This is a genomic window from Xenophilus sp., from assembly GCF_044462705.1.
Classification (GTDB): Bacteria; Pseudomonadota; Gammaproteobacteria; order Burkholderiales; family Burkholderiaceae_C; genus Xenophilus; species Xenophilus azovorans.
Window position 1 is genome coordinate 1 of the sequence record NZ_JBIQNC010000032.1, and the last position, 16,405, is coordinate 16,405.

Consider the following 16,405-nt stretch of genomic DNA (forward strand, 5'->3'; position numbering starts at 1 on the left):
AACGCGGTCTCCTCGATGTCGCCGCCCTTGGTGGCGCGCGCCGAGTTGACGTCGATCGCGGTCAGCGCCTCGGTCTGGTCGATCACCAGCGCGCCGCCGGAGGGCAGGCGCACTTCGCGCTCGTAGGCGTTCTCGATCTGGGACTCGATCTGGAAGCGGTTGAACAGGGGGACGTCGTCGGTGTAATGCTTGAGCTTGCGCAGGTTGTGCGGCATGACCTGCTGCACGAACTCGCGGGCCTCCTCGTACATTTCCGGCGTGTCCACCAGGATCTCGCCGATGTCCGGGCGCATGTAGTCGCGCAGGGCGCGGATGATCAGGCGCGATTCCTGGTAGATCAGGAACGGCGCGGGCTTGCTCAGCGCGGCCTCGGCCACCGCCTTCCACACGCTCAGCAGGTAGTCCAGGTCCCACTGCAATTCTTCGGCGTCGCGGCCGACGCCGGCGGTGCGGATGATCACGCCCATGTCGTCGGGGATGGTCAGCGCGTCCATGGCCTTCTTCAGCTCGGCGCGGTCCTCGCCCTCGATCCGGCGCGAGACGCCGCCGGCGGTCGGCGAGTTCGGCATCAGCACCATGTAGCGGCCGGCCAGCGAGATGAAGGTGGTCAGCGCGGCGCCCTTGTTGCCGCGCTCTTCCTTGTCCACCTGGACGACGACTTCCTGGCCCTCGCGCAGCAGTTCCTTGAGGCCGGCCTTGTTCGGGTCGACGCCGGCCTGGAAGTAGTCGCGGGAGATTTCCTTCAGCGGCAGGAAGCCGTGGCGCTCGCCGCCGTATTCGACGAAGGCGGCCTCGAGCGAGGGTTCGAGCCGGGTGATGCGGCCCTTGTAGATGTTGGACTTCTTCTGCTCCTTCGACGGCTGCTCGATGTCGATGTCGTACAGGGTCTGTCCATCGACGATCGCGACCCGCAGTTCTTCCGCCTGCGTCGCGTTGATGAGCATTCTTTTCATTGTGGCGTTCCTCGCGCGCTTGTCCGCGCGACGACGCCGTGGGCGTTTCGCCTCTGGATACCGCGGCTCCGCCGCGCCAACTGGCTGCGGCGGGGCCTTCGAGTGTTCCAGCGCTACGACACCACGGCGGGCCGCGGGAGCGCTTGTTCGATCTTTCCGTGTTGCGGGCCGGTGTCGCGCCGCGGCCGGTGTCCGTTCGGGACTTCAGGCGAGGCGCCACGCTCGGGTGGATTTGTTCAGCGCCGGCGTCTGACGCGCCGGGCGATGGCCGGGCTTGCCGGCGAGCCGCTAACATGGCCGCCCCGGGGGCGGTGGTCGCGCACTGCTGCCGGAATCGAAGGGAGGGGGGCTTTCGGCCCTGGTTAACTCCCTGCGAAATCAAACCCTTATCTCGCCCGGCGAGTGTAGCAGATCAAGGCAGGCGATGGCCCATTCAGAAGACACAGGCGCCGGGCAGGGCCGGGCGGCCAGCGCCCGCACGGTCCGGGTGCCCGAGGACCGCGGCGGACAGCGCCTGGACAACTTCCTGCTGGGCCAGCTCAAGCGCGCCCCGCGCAGCCTGGTTTACAAGCTGGTCCGCTCGGGCCAGGTCCGGGTGAACGGGGGCCGAGCCAAGGCCGAGCGCAAGCTGGAGCCGGGCGACGAGGTGCGGATCCCGCCCGTCCGGCTGGCGCCGGCGGCGGAAAAGGGCACCCCGTCCAGGGGCCTGCTGGAGGCGATGCAGGCCAGCATCGTGTTCGAGGACGCGCGCCTGCTGGCGATCAACAAGCCCTCCGGCGTGGCGAGCCACGGCGGCAGCGGCATCTCCTTCGGCGCGATCGAGACCCTGCGCGCGCTGCGCCCGCGCGAGTCGCTGGAGCTGGTGCACCGGCTGGACCGCGACACGTCGGGGCTGCTGGTGGTGGCGAAAAAGCGCTCGGCGCTGTCGGAACTGCAGGCGCTGCTGCGTGACGAGCACGCTGGCGGCATCGAGAAGCGCTACCTGGCGCTGCTGCTGGGGCGGATGCCCGACGGGGTGATGAGCGTGGACGCGCCGCTGCACGTGGGCCTGCGCCAGGGCGGGGAGCGCCACGTGCAGGTGTCGCCGCAGGGCAAGCCGTCGTTGAGCCATTTCCGGGCACTGGAACGGCGCGGCGGGCAGTCGTGGTGCGAGGTGAGGATCGCCACCGGCCGCACTCACCAGATCCGGGTGCACGCGGCGCACATCGGCCATCCGGTGGCCGGCGACGACAAGTACGGCGACCCGGAGGCCAACAAGCGCCTGCGCGACAAGGCCGGCCTGCGCCGCCTGTTCCTGCACGCCGCCAGCCTCGAATTCACCCTCGACGCCGGCCGCACCCCCTACCTCCTCAACGCCCCCCTGCCACCCGACCTCACCGCGGTGTTGGACAGTCTTTAGCCACAGATTTCGAGGATCAAAAGCGGATTCACACAGAGAAACTCAAATAAAAGGCCGCGCTTTTTTTCTTTTTGATCCTTTTGAATCTGTGAAATCTGTGGCCAAAAAATTCAGTCAGCGAGGGCGGAAGCGCGGGCGGCGCAGATGAAGTCGTTCTCGGAGAGCCCGCCGACGTCGTGGGTGGAGTAGCGGACGACGCAGCGGTCGTAGTGGACCGAGAGGTCGGGGTGGTGATCTTCGCGGTTGGCCATGTGCGCCAGCGCGTTCACGAAGGACATCGTCCGGTAGTAGTCCTTGAACGTGAACGTGCGCACGAGCGCCTTGCCTTCCTCCGCGAGCTCCCAGCCGGGGAGCTCCGGCAGCAGTTCCCGCACCCGCGCCTCGGGCAGGCGGTGCTCGCTGCCGCGGCGGGGGATGCAGTGGGCCTGGGCGAGGGGGACGAGGTCGCTCATGGGGGACTCCTGCCTTGGGCAAACGTTACGTGACGAGTCCGTAGAATAGCCCCCATGATCGAGGGCCATCATGATTGACATCTCGGACGCCGCGCAGGCGCATTTCCGCAAGCTGATCGAGCGCGAGGCGCTGCCGGGGCTCGGGGTGCGGCTGTCCGCATACCAGCCCGGCACCGTGAAGGCGGACGTGCGCCTGGAGTTCGCCGAGCCCGCCGACCTGGCCGGGGACGAGTGGGCGATTGATTGCGCGGGCTTCACATTGTGGGTGGACGCGGCCAGCGTACCCTTCCTCGACGGTGCCCGGATCGACTACGAGCAGAAGCCCACCGGCGGGCAGTTGCAGATCCGCGCACCGAAGATCAAGGGCGAGGCGCCGCCCGAATCCGCGTCGCTGGTGGAACGGGTGCGCTGGGTGATCGAACACGAGGTCAATCCGCAGCTGGCGATGCACCGGGGCATGGTGGCCTTGCAGGAGGTCACCGCCGAGGGCGTCGTGGTGTTGCGCTTCGGTGGCGGCTGCCATGGCTGCGGCATGGTCGACATGACCCTGAAGAACGGCATCGAGAAGACCCTGTTCGCGAAGGTGCCCGGGGTGACCGCGGTCCGCGACGCCACCGACCACGACACCGGCGAAGCGCCCTACGTGCCGCGCAGCGTGGCCTGACCCATGCCCGGCGTGAGCGGTTCCTCACGGATGTTCACCGCCGCCGAACTGATCGAGGCCCTGCGCCGTCGCACCGTGCGTTCGTTGCGCCCGGAGCGCCCGGTCGGCGAGTTCCCGCCGGGCTGGCGGGCGTGGTTCGCGAGCCTGCGCGAGCAGGCCGGGCGGATCCGCGGCGCCACCGCCGACGCGATCATCGCGATCTTCCTTGCGCGCGAGCCACGCCCTGCGCCGCGTGCGGTTGCGGCGCTGAGCGACTGGGAGGCGTTCACCACGCTGTGGCGGCAGGAGTGGGCGCCCAGCGGCGCGGACAGCCGCGCGCAGCGGATCGCCGCGATGGTGATCACGTTGGTGGTGGAACTGGTCCTGGCGATCTTCCTCATCTGGCTGGCCTATGCCCGTTGGGGCGGAGCGCCGCCACCACCGGGGGAAGAGGTGATCCAGGTCGAATTCATCGGCGTGGGCACGCCGCAGGAGTTGGGCGGCGGCGCGCCCAGCGGTCCCGCGCCGGAACCGGCGGCCGCCGCCCCGTCGGCGGCGCCGCGTAGCGCGCAGGCCCCTGCGCACCCCGCGCCGGCGCCGGCGCCCGCACGCGCCACCGAATCCGCCCCGCCACCACCGGCGGTGGCGACCCGTGAACCCGAGCCCGCGCCCGAGCCGGTGCCGGCGCCGCCCGCGGCCGCGCCGGAGCCGGCGCCCGAGGAAGCCGCCCCCGCGCTGCAACCGCTGCAGGTGACCGAGGTGGCGGTGCCGGATACGCGCTTCACGGTGCAGGTGCCGGAGCTGGCGACCGAAGTGGAATCGATCCAGCGGTTCGAGCGGCCGACGACGACCCGGCGCGCGGTGGAGGCGCCGGTCGCTGCGGTGCGCGTGCCCGAGCTGGAGACCGCACCACAGGCCTTGCCGGCGCCGGCACCGCCGCTGCCCGGCACCAGCCTGCGCAGCATCCAGGCGCGGCCGGTGCAGGTGCGCGTGCCCGGGCTCGAGGCGGAGGTCGAATCGCTGCCCGGCGCGGTGGCGCCGGTTGCCGGCGCCGCCCGCACCCCGGTGGCCACGCCTTCGGCGACGGTGACGGTGCCCGGCCTGGCGACCGGAGTGGCTTCGCTGCCGATGCCCGGCGGGGCGCCCGCCGGGAGTGGCAGCAGCAGCGATGCCGGCGCGGTGCCGCAGGCCCAAGGCGGCGGCACGACCGCGGGCGCGCCGGCCGGCGAGGCCGGCGGCCGCTCGGCGCAGGCGGGCGGCGTGCAGGGCGCCCTGGCCGGCGAGGGCGCGGGCCCGAAACCCGGCGAGGCCGCCGGCGCCTGGACCAGCCCGCAGGCGGGCACCGACTGGGGCATCGGCGACCGCAACCAGGCGGGCGGGCAGGCCGGCGGCGGCTCGGGCCTGTTCGACGAAAGCGGCCGGGTGAAGCTGCCGCCCGGCACCGTGGGCGACGGCATGCTGGGGCCAGACGGCGTGCTCGAGACCGAGATCGCCGACCTGGACCGCGCCGGTACCTGGCTCAAGCGTCCGCCGATCGATTACACGCCGACGCGTTTCGACGAGTACTGGCTGCCGGGCGGCACGCTGCTGGAGGAATGGGTGCGGCGCGGCATCCGCGAAGTCGCGATCCGCATCCCCGGCACGTCGAAGAAGATCCACTGCGTGGTGTCGCTGCTGCAGCTGGGCGGTGGCTGCGGCATCGACGATCCGAACATGCAGGACCAGGAAGCGACCGCGCGGCCGGCGCCGGAGATTCCGTGGAAGCCGGAGTTGCAGGAAAACCAGGAGGCGTTGGATCAGCCGGCGGGGTGAAGGGGTGACCCGCCCGTAACGCCCGACCCATGGTCGGGCGACCTTTGAAAAAACAAGAGCCGACCGTGGGTCGGCTCTACAGGGTCAGGTTGATCCTGGTTTACAGGCCGCTGAGGTCGCGCAGGGGGGAGGGCTGGGAGCCGAAGTAGGCGGCGAGGTCGGCGATCTGCTGGTCGGTGAGGCCCTTGGCCTGCGAGGCCATCAGCGCGTGGCTGCGGTCGCCGTCGCGGTACATCTGCAGCGAGTGCGCGATGTAGTCGTGGTACTGGCCGCCGATGATCGGGTAGCTCGGGTCGATCGGCGCGGTGCCCGACGGGCCGTGGCAATCCACGCAGGCCTGGCCGGTGGCTTCCTGCTTGGTGGTGGCGAGCTGCTCGCCGATGTCGGCGCGCCCGGCGGGAATGCCGGCGGAGGAGCTGGTGTGGCCGGCGGCACGGTCGGCGGAGGAGTGCTCGGCGGGGGTGTCCCCGGCGGGGGAGCAGGCGGCGAGGGCGAGGCTGGCGAGCAGCACGATGGGTAGGGTCTTCATGGCGCGGCTCACTTCAGGCTGGACAGGAAGGCGGCGATGTCGGCGATGTCCTGGGCGGAGAAGCTTTCCGCCTGGGCCTGCATCGTCGGGTGCTTGCGCTTGCCCAGCTGGTACTCGGTGAGCGCGTTGACCAGGTAGACCTCGGACTGGCCGCCCAGCTTCGGCACGTGGTAGTTCGGGTACGCGTTCTTGTAGCCGGTGACGCCGTGGCAGCCCTGGCAGGTGTAGGCGAGCTGGCGGCCGTGCTCGGCGTCGCCCTGGGTCTGTGCGAGGGCCGCCGGCGCGACGAGCGCCAGGCAGGAAGCAAGCAACAACGATCGGATCATCGACTTGTCCGCGAGTGAGAGAGGAGCAATCGCATCAGTATAGCGACGTTCAGACTCGCAACCCAAAAGTCGCTCACCGTATCCATCCTTGGGATGCCACCTCCAATGGCAGCGCGTGTGCCGGGAACCGCGCCTGCCCCGACGCGTCTTCGACGTTCCTCCAAAAGCCACCATGACCTCTGGCGGATTCCGCGCCGAGGCACGGGTGATATACCTTCCTACAACACCAACAAACGAGCCGCCCCCATGACGCCCCCGACCGACCTTCGCCGTGGCCGATCGCCTTATCTGGTGCCACTCCTGCTGTGCCTGCTGGTGCCGGGGGTGCTGGCGCTGGGCGCCTGCGGGAAGGGCGGCGGCCCGGGCGCGGAAGGCGCCCAGGCCGAGGCCAGGGCGCCCGAGGCCGTGCCGGTGGAAGTGGCCGCCGTGGCCCGGCGCCCGATCTCGGCGAGCTTCACCGGCACCGCGGCGCTGGAAGCGCGCGGCGAGTCGCAGGTGGTGGCGAAGACCTCCGGTGTCGCCCTGGAGGTGTACGCCGAGGAAGGCCAGTACGTGCACGCCGGCCAGGTGCTGGTGAAGCTCGACTCGGCGCGCGCGCAGCTGCAGGCGGCGCAGACCGCCGCGCAGGTGCGCAAGCTCGAAGCGAACTTCGCGCGCGCGCAGACCCTCCACGAGCAGAACCTGATCAGCGCCAACGACTTCGACCAGCTCAAGTTCGACCTGGCCAACGCCCGCGCGGCCAACCGCCTGTCCAACCTGGAGGTGTCCTACGCCAGCGTGCGCGCGCCGATCTCCGGCGTGGTCGCGCAGCGTTCGATCAAGCCGGGCAACTTCGTGCAGATCAACACGCCGATCATCCGGATCGTGGACACCGGCGAGCTCGAGGCCACGCTCAACGTGCCCGAGCGCGAGATCGCCTCGCTCAAGCCCGGCATGCAGGTGCAACTGCAGGTGGACGCGCTGCCCGGGCGCAAGTTCGATGGCCGCATCGACCGCATCGCGCCGGTCGTGGACGCCGGCAGCGGCACCTTCCGCGTGATCACCGCGTTCGCCAACGACGGCGTGCTGCAGCCGGGCATGTTCGGCCGCTTCCGGATCGAGCACGACCAGCGCACCGACGCGCTGGTGATGCCGCGCACCGCGCTGCTCGAGGACGAGGGCGAGGCCGCGGTCTACGCCGTGCGCGAGGGCAAGGCCGTGCGCATTCCGGTGACCCTGGGTTACATGGACGGGCAGTGGGTCGAGGTGACCAAGGGCCTGAAGGCCGGCGAGCGCGTGGTCACCGCGGGCAAGGTCGCGCTGCGCGAAGGCAGTCCGGTGCAGGTGGTCGGCGGTCCCGCGATGGTGGAAGCCGATCGCCAGGTAGCCGGTAACAACGAATCGCCCGGGGCCGTGACCCCGGCCGCCAATTCCGCACGCTGAGCCGACGAGGGACGCCCCGTGCCGAATCACTCCACGCCGCATGACCGCGTGCCGGGCAACCGCGCGCCGGTGCCTGCGCCGCATCGTTCGATGAGCCTGGTCGAGTTCGCCACCCGCCGCCGGGTGACCGTGGCGATGGCGACCGTCACCTTCCTGCTGTTCGGCCTGATCGCGCTGTCCAGCCTGAAGGTCAACCTGCTGCCCGACCTCACTTACCCGACGCTGACGGTGCGCACCGAATACACGGGTGCCGCGCCGGCCGAGATCGAGACCCTGATTACCGAGCCGGTGGAAGAGGCGGTCGGCGTGGTCAAGGGGCTGCGCAAGCTGAAGTCGGTGTCGCGCACCGGGCAGAGCGACGTGGTGCTCGAGTTCGCCTGGGGCACCGACATGGACAAGGCCAGCCTCGAAGTCCGCGACAAGATGGAGGCGCTGAACCTGCCGATGGAGGCCAAGGCGCCGGTGCTGTTGCGCTTCAATCCCTCCACCGCGCCGATCATGCGCCTGGTGCTGTCGGCCAAGGGCGCGCAGGCGGGCGAGGAATCGCTGGCCGAACTCACCCGCTTGCGCCGCTACGCAGACGACGACCTCAAGCGCAAGCTGGAGCCGGTCGAGGGCGTGGCCGCGGTGAAGGTGGGCGGCGGCCTCGAGGACGAGATCCAGGTCGCGATCGACCAGCAGAAACTGGCCCAGCTCGGCGTGCCGATCGAGACCGTGATCCAGCGCCTGCAGCAGGAGAACATCAACATCTCCGGCGGGCGCCTGGAGGAAGGTTCGCGCCGCTTCCTGGTGCGCACCGTCAACCAGTTCGCCAGCGTGGACGAAATCCGCGAGATGCTGGTGACCACCCGCACGGTGTCCAGCGGCGGCAGCAGCGCTGCGGATGAGGTAGCGCGCGTGGCCGCCGCGTCCGGCGACGCCGCGGTGCTGGCGGCGGCGATGGGCGCGCGCAGCGCGGGCGGCGGTTCGGCGCCGGCCAACGGCATGCCGGTGCGGCTGAAGGATGTCGCCACCGTCACCCAGGGCTACAAGGAACGCGAGGCGATCATCCGCCTCGGCGGCCACGAGGCGGTCGAGCTGGCGGTCTACAAGGAAGGCGACGCGAACACGGTCGCCACGGCCGACGCGATCGAGGCGAAGCTCGCCGAAATCCGCCAGCAGGTGCCGGACGACATCGAGCTGACCGTGGTCGAGGACCAGTCGCAGTTCATCCGCGAGGCCATCTTCGACGTGAAGAAGGACGCGGTGATCGGCGGCATCCTCGCGATCCTGGTGATCTTCCTGTTCCTGCGCGACGGCTGGAGCACCTTCGTGGTGTCGCTGTCGCTGCCGGTATCGATCGTCACCACGTTCTTCTTCATGGACCAGCTCGACCTGAGCCTGAACGTGATGTCGTTGGGCGGCCTGGCACTCGCCACCGGCCTGGTGGTGGACGACTCGATCGTGGTCCTGGAATCCATCGCCAAGGCGCGCGAACGCGGGCTCGGCATCGTCCGCGCGGCGGTGGAGGGCACCAGCGAAGTCAGCATGGCGGTCATCGCCTCCACCCTGACCACGATCGCGGTGTTCCTGCCGCTGGTGTTCGTGGAAGGCATCGCCGGGCAACTGTTCCGCGACCAGGCCCTGACCGTGGCGATCGCGATCGGCGTGTCGCTGCTGGTGGCGATGACCCTGATCCCGATGCTGTCCTCGCTCAAGGGCCGCGCGCCGCTGGCCTTCCCCGAGGAAGCGCCGCACCCGCGCTGGGAGCCGGCGCGTCGCTGGCAGAAGCCGATCGCGGTCGGCGGACGTGGCATCGGCGCCGCGGTGCGCGGTGCGGTGTTCGGCATCGCTTGGCTGTTCGTGCGCGCCTGGCGCGGCCTGGTCGCGGTGGTCGGCCCGGTGATGCGCAAGGCCAGCGACCTGGCGATGTGGCCGTACTCGCGCGCCGAGGGCCTGTACCTGCGGTTGCTGCCAGCCGCGCTGCAGCGCCCGGGCCGGGTGCTGGCGATCGCCGTGGGCGCGTTCGCGCTGACCCTGCTGGCGGTGCCGATGCTCGGTGCCGACCTGATCCCGCAGCTCGCCCAGGACCGCTTCGAGATGACCGTGAAGCTGCCGCCGGGCACGCCGCTGCGCGAGACCGACGCGCTGCTGCGCCGGGTGCAGCAGGCCAACGAGGGCGATCCGCGGGTGCACGCGCTGTACGGGGTCAGCGGCTCCGGAACGCGCCTGGACGCGAGCCCGACCGAAAGCGGCGAGAACATCGCCAAGCTCACCGTGGTGATGAAGGACGGCGGCAACGACGCGGTCGAGGTCGCGCTCACCGAGAAGCTGCGCGCGACCATGGCCGGCGAGGCCGGGGCGCAGGTCGATTTCAGCCGACCGGAGCTGTTCAGCCTGTCCACGCCGCTGGAGATCGAGCTCAGCGGCCGCGACCTCGAGTCGATCGAGGCGGCGGGGCGCAAGCTGGCGGCGATGCTGCGCGCCAACGAGCACTACGCCGACGTCACCTCGACCGTCGAGCAGGGCTTCCCCGAGGTGCAGGTGCGCTTCGACCAGGAGCGCGCGGCGGCGCTGGGCATGACCACCCGGCAGATCGCCGACGTGGTGGTGAAGAAAGTGCGCGGCGAAGTGGCGACCCGCTACTCGTTCCGCGACCGCAAGATCGACGTGCTCGTGCGCGTGGACGAAAGCGAGCGCGCCTCGATCGACGACATCCGCAACCTGATCGTCAATCCGGGCAGCAGCAGCCCGGTGCGGCTGTCGGCGGTGGCCGACGTGGTGCCGGGCATCGGGCCGAGCGAGATCCATCGCGCCGACCAGGTGCGGGTGGCGGTGGTCTCGGCCAACCTGCGCGACATCGACCTGGGCACCGCAGTGCAGGAAGTGCGCGCGATGGTGGCGAACGATCCGCTGGGCGCGGAGATCGGCATGCACATCGGCGGCCAGGGCGAGGAGCTCGACCGATCGGTGCGCTCTCTGCTGTTCGCGTTCGGCCTGGCCGTGTTCCTGGTCTACCTGGTGATGGCCTCGCAGTTCGAGTCGCTGCTGCACCCGTTCGTGATCCTGTTCACCATTCCGCTGGCGCTGGTCGGCGCGGTGCTGGCGCTGCTGCTGACCCGCTCGGCGGTGTCGGTGGTGGTGTTCATCGGCCTGATCCTGCTGGTCGGGCTGGTGGTGAAGAACGCGATCATCCTGATCGACAAGGTCAACCAGCTGCGCGAGGCCGGCGTGGCCAAGCGCGAGGCGCTGGTGGAAGGCGCGCGCTCGCGCCTGCGCCCGATCATCATGACCACGCTGTGCACGCTGTTCGGCTTCCTGCCGCTGGCGATCGCCGTGGGCGCCGGCGCCGAGGTGCGCTCGCCGATGGCGATCACCGTGATCGGCGGCCTGCTGGTCTCGACCCTGCTGACCCTGGTGGTGATCCCGGTCGTGTACGACCTGCTCGACCGCCGCGCCGACGACTACTACGTCGAGCGCGTGCGCCGCGCGCGCCGCGACGCGGCGGCCGCCGCCGACCTGATCGACCATGACGCCGATCCGTTGGGCGAGGGCCACGCATGAGCGTCGCCGAGCTCAGCATCCGCCGTCCGGTCACGACCATCATGTTGTTCGTGTCGATGGTCGTGATCGGCCTGATCGCGGCCGTGCGCCTGCCGCTGGAGGCGATGCCGGACGTCTCGGCCCCTTTCATCTACGTGCACCTTCCGTACCCGGGCTCGACCCCGGAGGAAGTGGAGCGGATGATCCTGCGCCCGGCGGAGGAGGCGCTGTCCACGCTCACCGACATCAAGAGCATGCAGGGCAACGCGACCGCCGAGTCGGCCGGCGTGTTCATCCTGTTCTCCGACTGGGAGCGCGACACCGAGATCGCCGCGGCCGAGGCGCGCGAGCGGATCGACGCGATCCGCGACGAGCTGCCCGACGATTTCCAGCGCTACGGCGTCTTCAAGTGGTCGACCTCGGACGATCCGGCGATTAGCCTGCGCCTGACCAGCGCGAGCCTGGACCTGACCCGCGAATACGACCGCATCGAGCGCACCTACAAGCGCCGGCTGGAGCGCATCCCCGGCGTGGCCAAGGTCGAGGTGGAGGGCGCGCCGGAGAACGAGGTCGAGATCGCCATCGACCCGGACCGGCTCAACGCCACCGGCTTGGGCCTGAACCAGCTCACCCAGCGACTGCGCGCGATCAACTTCTCGGTCTCGGCCGGGCAGATCGACGCCCACGGCCAGCGCCTGCGGGTGCAGCCGATCGGCGAGCTGCGCAACCTGCAGGAACTGCGCGACCTGGTGGTCGCCGACGGCGTGCGCCTGGCCGACATCGCCGAGATCCGGCTCAAGCCGGAGCGCATGCCCTACGGGCGCCGGGTGGACGGGCATCCTTCGGTCGGCATCGACGTGTTCAAGGAGCGCGACGCCAACCTGGTCGCGGTCTCGCGCGCGGTGCTCGCGGAAGTGGACGCGATCAAGGCCGAGCGCGGAACCGACGGCATCACCATCGACGTGCGCTACGACCAGGGCGAGAACGTCATCACCTCGTTGAAGAGCCTGGCCGAGGCCGGCGCGATCGGCCTGGTCCTGTCGATCGCGGTGCTGTTCTTCTTCCTGCGCCACTGGCCGTCGACGCTGATGGTCACCCTGGCGATTCCGATCTGCTTCATCATGACCCTGGGGTTCATGTACTTCGCCGGGGTCACGCTCAACATCCTGACGATGATGGGCCTGTTGCTGGCGATCGGCATGCTGGTGGACAACGCGGTCGTGGTGGTCGAAAGCATCTACCAGGAACGCGAGCGCATGCCCGGCAAGCCGCGCCTGGCGTCGATCATCGGCACCCGGCACGTGGCGATCGCGCTGTCGGCCGGCACCTTGTGCCACTGCATCGTGTTCGTGCCGAACCTGTTCGGCGAGCGCAACATGCTGTCCATCTACATGGGCCAGATCGCGATCACGATCTGCGTTTCGCTGCTGGCCTCGTGGCTGGTGGCGGTGAGCCTGATCCCGATGCTGTCGGCGAAGATGAAGACGCCGCCGGCGGTGATGGACGAGGGCGGCATCATCCGCCGCCTGCAGGGGCGCTACGCGCGCTTCCTGCGCTGGACCCTGGAGCACCGCGGCGCCAGCCTGCTGGGCATCCTGATGATCGTGCTGGTGAGCTTCGTGCCGATGAAGCTGATGACCGTCAACATGTTCGGCGGCGAGGACATCGGCGAGGTCGAGATCTTCTACCAGTGGCAGGGCGCCTACACCAAGGAGCAGATGTCCGCCGAGGTGGCCAAGGTCGAGGCCTACCTGGACCAGCACCGCGAGGACTGGGGCATCGAGCAGGTGTATTCGCGCTACAGCGAGCAGGGCTGGGCCCGCACCTGGGTGGAGCTGGACACCAAGGATCCCAAGCGCTCCAACGAGATCACCGAGAAGATCCGCGAGGGCCTGCCGAAATCGGCGCTGGCCAGGATCGGCATCGGCGGCCCGGGCGGGCAGGGCGGCGGCGGCATGGATTCGAAGAAGGTGGAGGTGCGCCTGGTCGGCGATTCCACCGAGACCCTGGTCGAGCTGGCCAACGACGTCGTGCCGATGCTGTCGCACCGCAAGGAACTGCGCGACGTGCGCGTGGACAGCGGCGACCGCAACACCGAGCTGGCGGTGCGGGTGGACCGCGAGCGCGCGGCCGCGTTCGGCTTCAGCGCGCAGGAAGTGGCCAGCTTCGTCGGCCTGGCCCTGCGCGGCGCACCGCTGCGCGAGTTCCGCCGCGGCGACAGCGAGGTGCCGGTCTGGGTCCGCTTCGCCGGCGCCGACGAGTACAGCACCGAGGACCTGGCCAGCTTCACCGTGCGCGCCAGTGACGGCCGCAGCGTGCCGCTGCTGGCGATGGTCGACGTGGAGCAGCGCCCGGCGGCGACCCGGATCGAGCGCACCAACCGCCAGACCACGCTGACGATCACCGCCAACCTGGCGCCGGACGTGACCATGCCCGACGCACGCAAGGCGATCTCCAGCACCCTCGACGGGGTCTCGTTCCCGGCCGGCTACTCGTACACGTTCGAGGACCTGGAGTTCATGAGCGACGAGGAAGCGCTCAACCAGATGTTCTTCAACCTGCTGATCGCACTGGTGATGATCTATGTGGTGATGGCGGCGGTGTTCGAGTCGTTGCTGTTCCCGTCGGCGATCATGAGCGGCGTGCTGTTCTCGATCTTCGGCGTGTTCTGGCTGTTCTGGATGACCGGGACCGAGTTCAACATCATGGCGTTCATCGGCATCCTGGTGCTGATGGGCGTGGTGGTGAACAACGGCATCGTGATGGTGGAGCACATCAACAACCTGCGCCGGCGCGGGCTGAGCCGCACCGATGCGCTGGTGGAGGGCAGCCGCGAGCGCCTGCGCCCGATCATGATGACCATGGGCACCGCGATCCTGGCGATGATCCCGATCGCGCTGAGCGACACCGCGGCCGGCGGCGACGGCCCGGCCTATTTCCCGATGGCGCGGGCGATCGCGGGCGGCCTGGCGTTCTCGACGGTGGTCAGCCTGCTGTTCCTCCCGACCATCTACGCCATCCTCGACGACACCAGCACCGGCATGACCCGCATCCTCCGCCGCGCCCGCGGCAAACCCGCGTCCACTCCAGAGGCCACTGCCGCCGCTTGATGTTTTTTGGCCACAGATTTCACAGATTCAAAAAGCGATCGACACGGATATGAATGGAAGTGGTTCGCGGTGAGCTGGCAGATCCGCCCGAACCACTTTTGATGTATCTGTGTTGATCCGCTCTTGATCCGTGGAATCTGTGGCAAAAGGAAAGCCGGCGATCAGCCGAGAAGGGCGCCGAGGAGTTTGGTGGCGCCGAGCCAGACGCCGATGGCGGTGCCGAGGCTGGTGAGGAAGAAGTTGAGCAGGACGCGGGCGACGCGGTTGCGCCACCAGCCCTTGAGCGTGGCGACGTCGTCGCGCAGGGACAGGAAGTCGCCGTAGGTCGGCTTGCGGATCCAGGCTTCGACCAGCGCGCTGATCGTGCCGGAGGCGAGCGCCGGGTGCAGGGGCGTCACCGGCGACGCCACGAACGCGGCGATGATGCTCAGCGGGTGGCCGCCGGCGACGGCGCAGCCGATCGCGCCGAGCACGCCGGTCAGCAGCACCCAGTACAGCATCAGCTCGGTGGCGACATCGATGCCGCCGTGCCAGAAGCCCCAGGCGAAGCCGCCCAGCACGAACACGGCGAGCAGCGTGGTGAACCAGGGGAACGAGGATTTCGGCGCGACCTCCTCGAGATCGGCGCGCAGCACCGCGGGAGCGACGTCGTCCTCGCGCAGGTGCCGGGCCAGGCCCTGCAGGTGGCCCGCGCCGACCACCGCCAGCACCTCGCGGGCGCGGCCGGTGGACAGCTCGCGCAAGTTCGCGGCCATGTAGCGGTCGCGCTCGGCGATCACCGCTTCGTACAGTTCCGGGTTCTCGCCAGCGAATTCGCCGAAGCTGGCTTCCAGCAGGTCGCCCTGCTTGAGCTTCTCGATCTCGTCCTCCTCGACCTTTTCGTCGGCGAACAGCGCCGCGACCAGGCCGCCGACCAGCTTCGCGCGGCCCCACCAGCCCAGCCGCTGCGACGCGCGCCGGAAAGTGATGCCGACGTCGCGGTCGATCAGCGCCAGGTCCAGGCCGCGCGCCTGCGCTTCCTCGGCCGCGGCCTTGAGCTCGGCGCCGGGCTCGATTCCGAGCTGCTCGGCCAGGCGCCGCTGGTACGCGGCCAGGCCGAGATTGGCGGCGAACAGCGCGGTCTTGCCCTCGCGCAGGACCTTGACCAGGTCCAGGCGGGCCAGCGCGTCCGGGTCGGTCAGCGACTGCAGGCGGTGCGGGTCGAGCTCGACCGCGATGGTGTCGTGGCCGCCCTCGGCGATGGCGGCGCGCACCGCATCCACGCTGGCGCGGGACACGTGCGCGGTGCCGAGCAGGGTGTAGCGTACGCCGTCGCGTTCGACGACGGCGGTGGGCTGCGCGGCGGCCTCAGTCACGGTAGCGCTTCAGCAGGTCGCCGTAGGCGTCGATCCTGCGGTCGCGCAGGAACGGCCAGATCCGGCGCACGTCCTCGCTGCGGCGCAGGTCCACTTCGGCCATCAGCACTTCCGGCGCGTCGGTCGAGGCTTCGGCCAGGAATTCGCCCTGCGGGCCGAGCACGTGGCTGGAGCCCCAGAAGTCGATGCCCGAGCGCCCGACCGGCGAAGGCTCGTGGCCCACGCGGTTGCACGACAGCACCGGCATGCCGTTGGCGACCGCGTGGCCGCGGTGGCTGAGGATCCAGGCGTTGCGCTGGCGGTCCTTCTCGGCCTGGTCGTCGTCGGGGTCCCAGCCGATCGCGGTCGGGTAGAGCAGCAGCTCGGCGCCGGCCAGCGCCATCAACCGCGCCGCTTCCGGGTACCACTGGTCCCAGCACACCAGCACGCCCAGGCGGCCGACCGAAGTGTCGATGGGATGGAAGCCGAGGTCGCCGGGCGTGAAGTAGAACTTCTCGTTGAAGCCGGGGTCGTCGGGGATGTGCATCTTGCGGTACTTGCCGGCGAGCGAACCGTCGCGCTCCAGCACCACCGCGGTGTTGTGGTACAGGCCGGTGCCGCGGCGCTCGAACAGCGAGCCGACGATCACCACGCCGTGCTGCTTCGCCAGCGCGCCAAGGCGCTGCGTGCTCGGGCCGGGGATCGGTTCGGCCAGGTCGAACTCGCACACGTCCTGGTGCTGGCAGAAGTAGGCGCCGTTGTGCAGTTCCTGCAGCAGCACCAGCTTCGCGCCGTTGCCGGCGGCTTCGGCGACGCGCTGTTCGATCACCGCCAGGTTGGCGTCGGCATCGCCGTGGTTGCGTTCCTGCACCAGGGCGACGGGGAGGGTTCGCTTCGTCATTC

12 protein-coding genes are annotated in these 16,405 nt (G+C 69.9%); 6 read left to right on the forward strand and 6 right to left on the reverse strand.

What is annotated here, in order from left to right:
• A partial coding sequence (locus tag ACIY1X_RS07710) for an Rne/Rng family ribonuclease (protein WP_399679574.1) occupies nucleotides 1–953 on the reverse strand: 953 nt, incomplete at its 3' end.
• Nucleotides 954–1,377: 424 nt separating this feature from the next.
• On the opposite strand from ACIY1X_RS07710, the gene ACIY1X_RS07715 reads away from it, so the two are divergent.
• Complete coding sequence (locus tag ACIY1X_RS07715) at nucleotides 1,378–2,352, forward strand: RluA family pseudouridine synthase (RefSeq protein ID WP_399679576.1); 975 nt, start codon at nucleotides 1,378–1,380, stop codon at nucleotides 2,350–2,352.
• Between the two features lie 110 nt (nucleotides 2,353–2,462).
• Here ACIY1X_RS07715 and ACIY1X_RS07720 read toward each other — a convergent pair whose 3' ends face one another.
• Complete coding sequence (locus ACIY1X_RS07720; protein WP_399679578.1) at nucleotides 2,463–2,804, reverse strand: 4a-hydroxytetrahydrobiopterin dehydratase; 342 nt, start codon at nucleotides 2,802–2,804, stop codon at nucleotides 2,463–2,465.
• Between the two features lie 70 nt (nucleotides 2,805–2,874).
• Here ACIY1X_RS07720 and ACIY1X_RS07725 point away from each other — a divergent pair, with 70 nt between their 5' ends.
• Both ACIY1X_RS07725 and ACIY1X_RS07730 read left to right on the forward strand, forming a co-directional pair.
• Nucleotides 2,875–3,468, forward strand: a complete 594-nt coding sequence (locus ACIY1X_RS07725; protein WP_399679581.1) for an NfuA family Fe-S biogenesis protein — start codon at nucleotides 2,875–2,877, stop codon at nucleotides 3,466–3,468.
• Nucleotides 3,469–3,480: 12 nt separating this feature from the next.
• On the forward strand, nucleotides 3,481–5,259 hold the full coding sequence (locus tag ACIY1X_RS07730; RefSeq protein ID WP_399679583.1) for a hypothetical protein: 1,779 nt from the start codon (nucleotides 3,481–3,483) through the stop codon (nucleotides 5,257–5,259).
• Nucleotides 5,260–5,359: 100 nt separating this feature from the next.
• Here the strand turns inward: ACIY1X_RS07730 and ACIY1X_RS07735 are convergent, their stop codons facing one another.
• Both ACIY1X_RS07735 and ACIY1X_RS07740 read right to left on the reverse strand, forming a co-directional pair.
• On the reverse strand, nucleotides 5,360–5,788 hold the full coding sequence (locus ACIY1X_RS07735; RefSeq protein WP_399679585.1) for a c-type cytochrome: 429 nt from the start codon (nucleotides 5,786–5,788) through the stop codon (nucleotides 5,360–5,362).
• Nucleotides 5,789–5,796: 8 nt separating this feature from the next.
• The gene (locus ACIY1X_RS07740; RefSeq protein ID WP_399679588.1) at nucleotides 5,797–6,114 is read right to left on the reverse strand and encodes a c-type cytochrome; all 318 of its coding nucleotides are present in this window, start codon (nucleotides 6,112–6,114) and stop codon (nucleotides 5,797–5,799) included.
• 291 nt (nucleotides 6,115–6,405) lie between these two features.
• On the opposite strand from ACIY1X_RS07740, the gene ACIY1X_RS07745 reads away from it, so the two are divergent.
• The 3 genes from ACIY1X_RS07745 to ACIY1X_RS07755 are packed head-to-tail and all read left to right on the forward strand — an operon-like array spanning nucleotide 6,406 to nucleotide 14,168.
• Nucleotides 6,406–7,536, forward strand: a complete 1,131-nt coding sequence (locus ACIY1X_RS07745) for an efflux RND transporter periplasmic adaptor subunit (RefSeq protein WP_399679591.1) — start codon at nucleotides 6,406–6,408, stop codon at nucleotides 7,534–7,536.
• Between the two features lie 18 nt (nucleotides 7,537–7,554).
• Nucleotides 7,555–11,079, forward strand: a complete 3,525-nt coding sequence (locus tag ACIY1X_RS07750) for an efflux RND transporter permease subunit (RefSeq protein WP_399679592.1) — start codon at nucleotides 7,555–7,557, stop codon at nucleotides 11,077–11,079.
• The gene (locus ACIY1X_RS07755) at nucleotides 11,076–14,168 is read left to right on the forward strand and encodes an efflux RND transporter permease subunit (protein WP_399679594.1); all 3,093 of its coding nucleotides are present in this window, start codon (nucleotides 11,076–11,078) and stop codon (nucleotides 14,166–14,168) included. Before ACIY1X_RS07750 ends, ACIY1X_RS07755 begins: the two co-directional genes overlap by 4 nt.
• Before the next feature lie 161 nt (nucleotides 14,169–14,329).
• On the opposite strand, the gene ACIY1X_RS07760 is transcribed toward ACIY1X_RS07755, so the two are convergent.
• Nucleotides 14,330–15,523 (reverse strand): TraB/GumN family protein, encoded by a 1,194-nt coding sequence (locus tag ACIY1X_RS07760; protein WP_399679596.1) that lies wholly within the window; start codon nucleotides 15,521–15,523, stop codon nucleotides 14,330–14,332.
• A complete protein-coding gene (locus ACIY1X_RS07765; protein WP_399679597.1) occupies nucleotides 15,516–16,403 on the reverse strand; it encodes a carbon-nitrogen hydrolase in 888 nt (295 codons plus the stop codon). Before ACIY1X_RS07765 ends, ACIY1X_RS07760 begins: the two co-directional genes overlap by 8 nt.
• Nucleotides 16,404–16,405 lie beyond the last annotated feature (2 nt).

Bases quoted from the DNA above. Each gene is read 5' to 3' on its own strand.
- ACIY1X_RS07715 (WP_399679576.1), top strand. From the start codon at position 1,378: ATGGCCCATTCAGAAGACACAGGCGCCGGGCAGGGCCGGGCGGCCAGC.
- ACIY1X_RS07720 (WP_399679578.1), bottom strand. From the start codon at position 2,804: ATGAGCGACCTCGTCCCCCTCGCCCAGGCCCACTGCATCCCCCGCCGC.
- ACIY1X_RS07725 (WP_399679581.1), top strand. From the start codon at position 2,875: ATGATTGACATCTCGGACGCCGCGCAGGCGCATTTCCGCAAGCTGATC.
- ACIY1X_RS07735 (WP_399679585.1), bottom strand. From the start codon at position 5,788: ATGAAGACCCTACCCATCGTGCTGCTCGCCAGCCTCGCCCTCGCCGCC.
- ACIY1X_RS07740 (WP_399679588.1), bottom strand. From the start codon at position 6,114: ATGATCCGATCGTTGTTGCTTGCTTCCTGCCTGGCGCTCGTCGCGCCG.
- ACIY1X_RS07755 (WP_399679594.1), top strand. From the start codon at position 11,076: ATGAGCGTCGCCGAGCTCAGCATCCGCCGTCCGGTCACGACCATCATG.
- ACIY1X_RS07765 (WP_399679597.1), bottom strand. From the start codon at position 16,403: ATGACGAAGCGAACCCTCCCCGTCGCCCTGGTGCAGGAACGCAACCAC.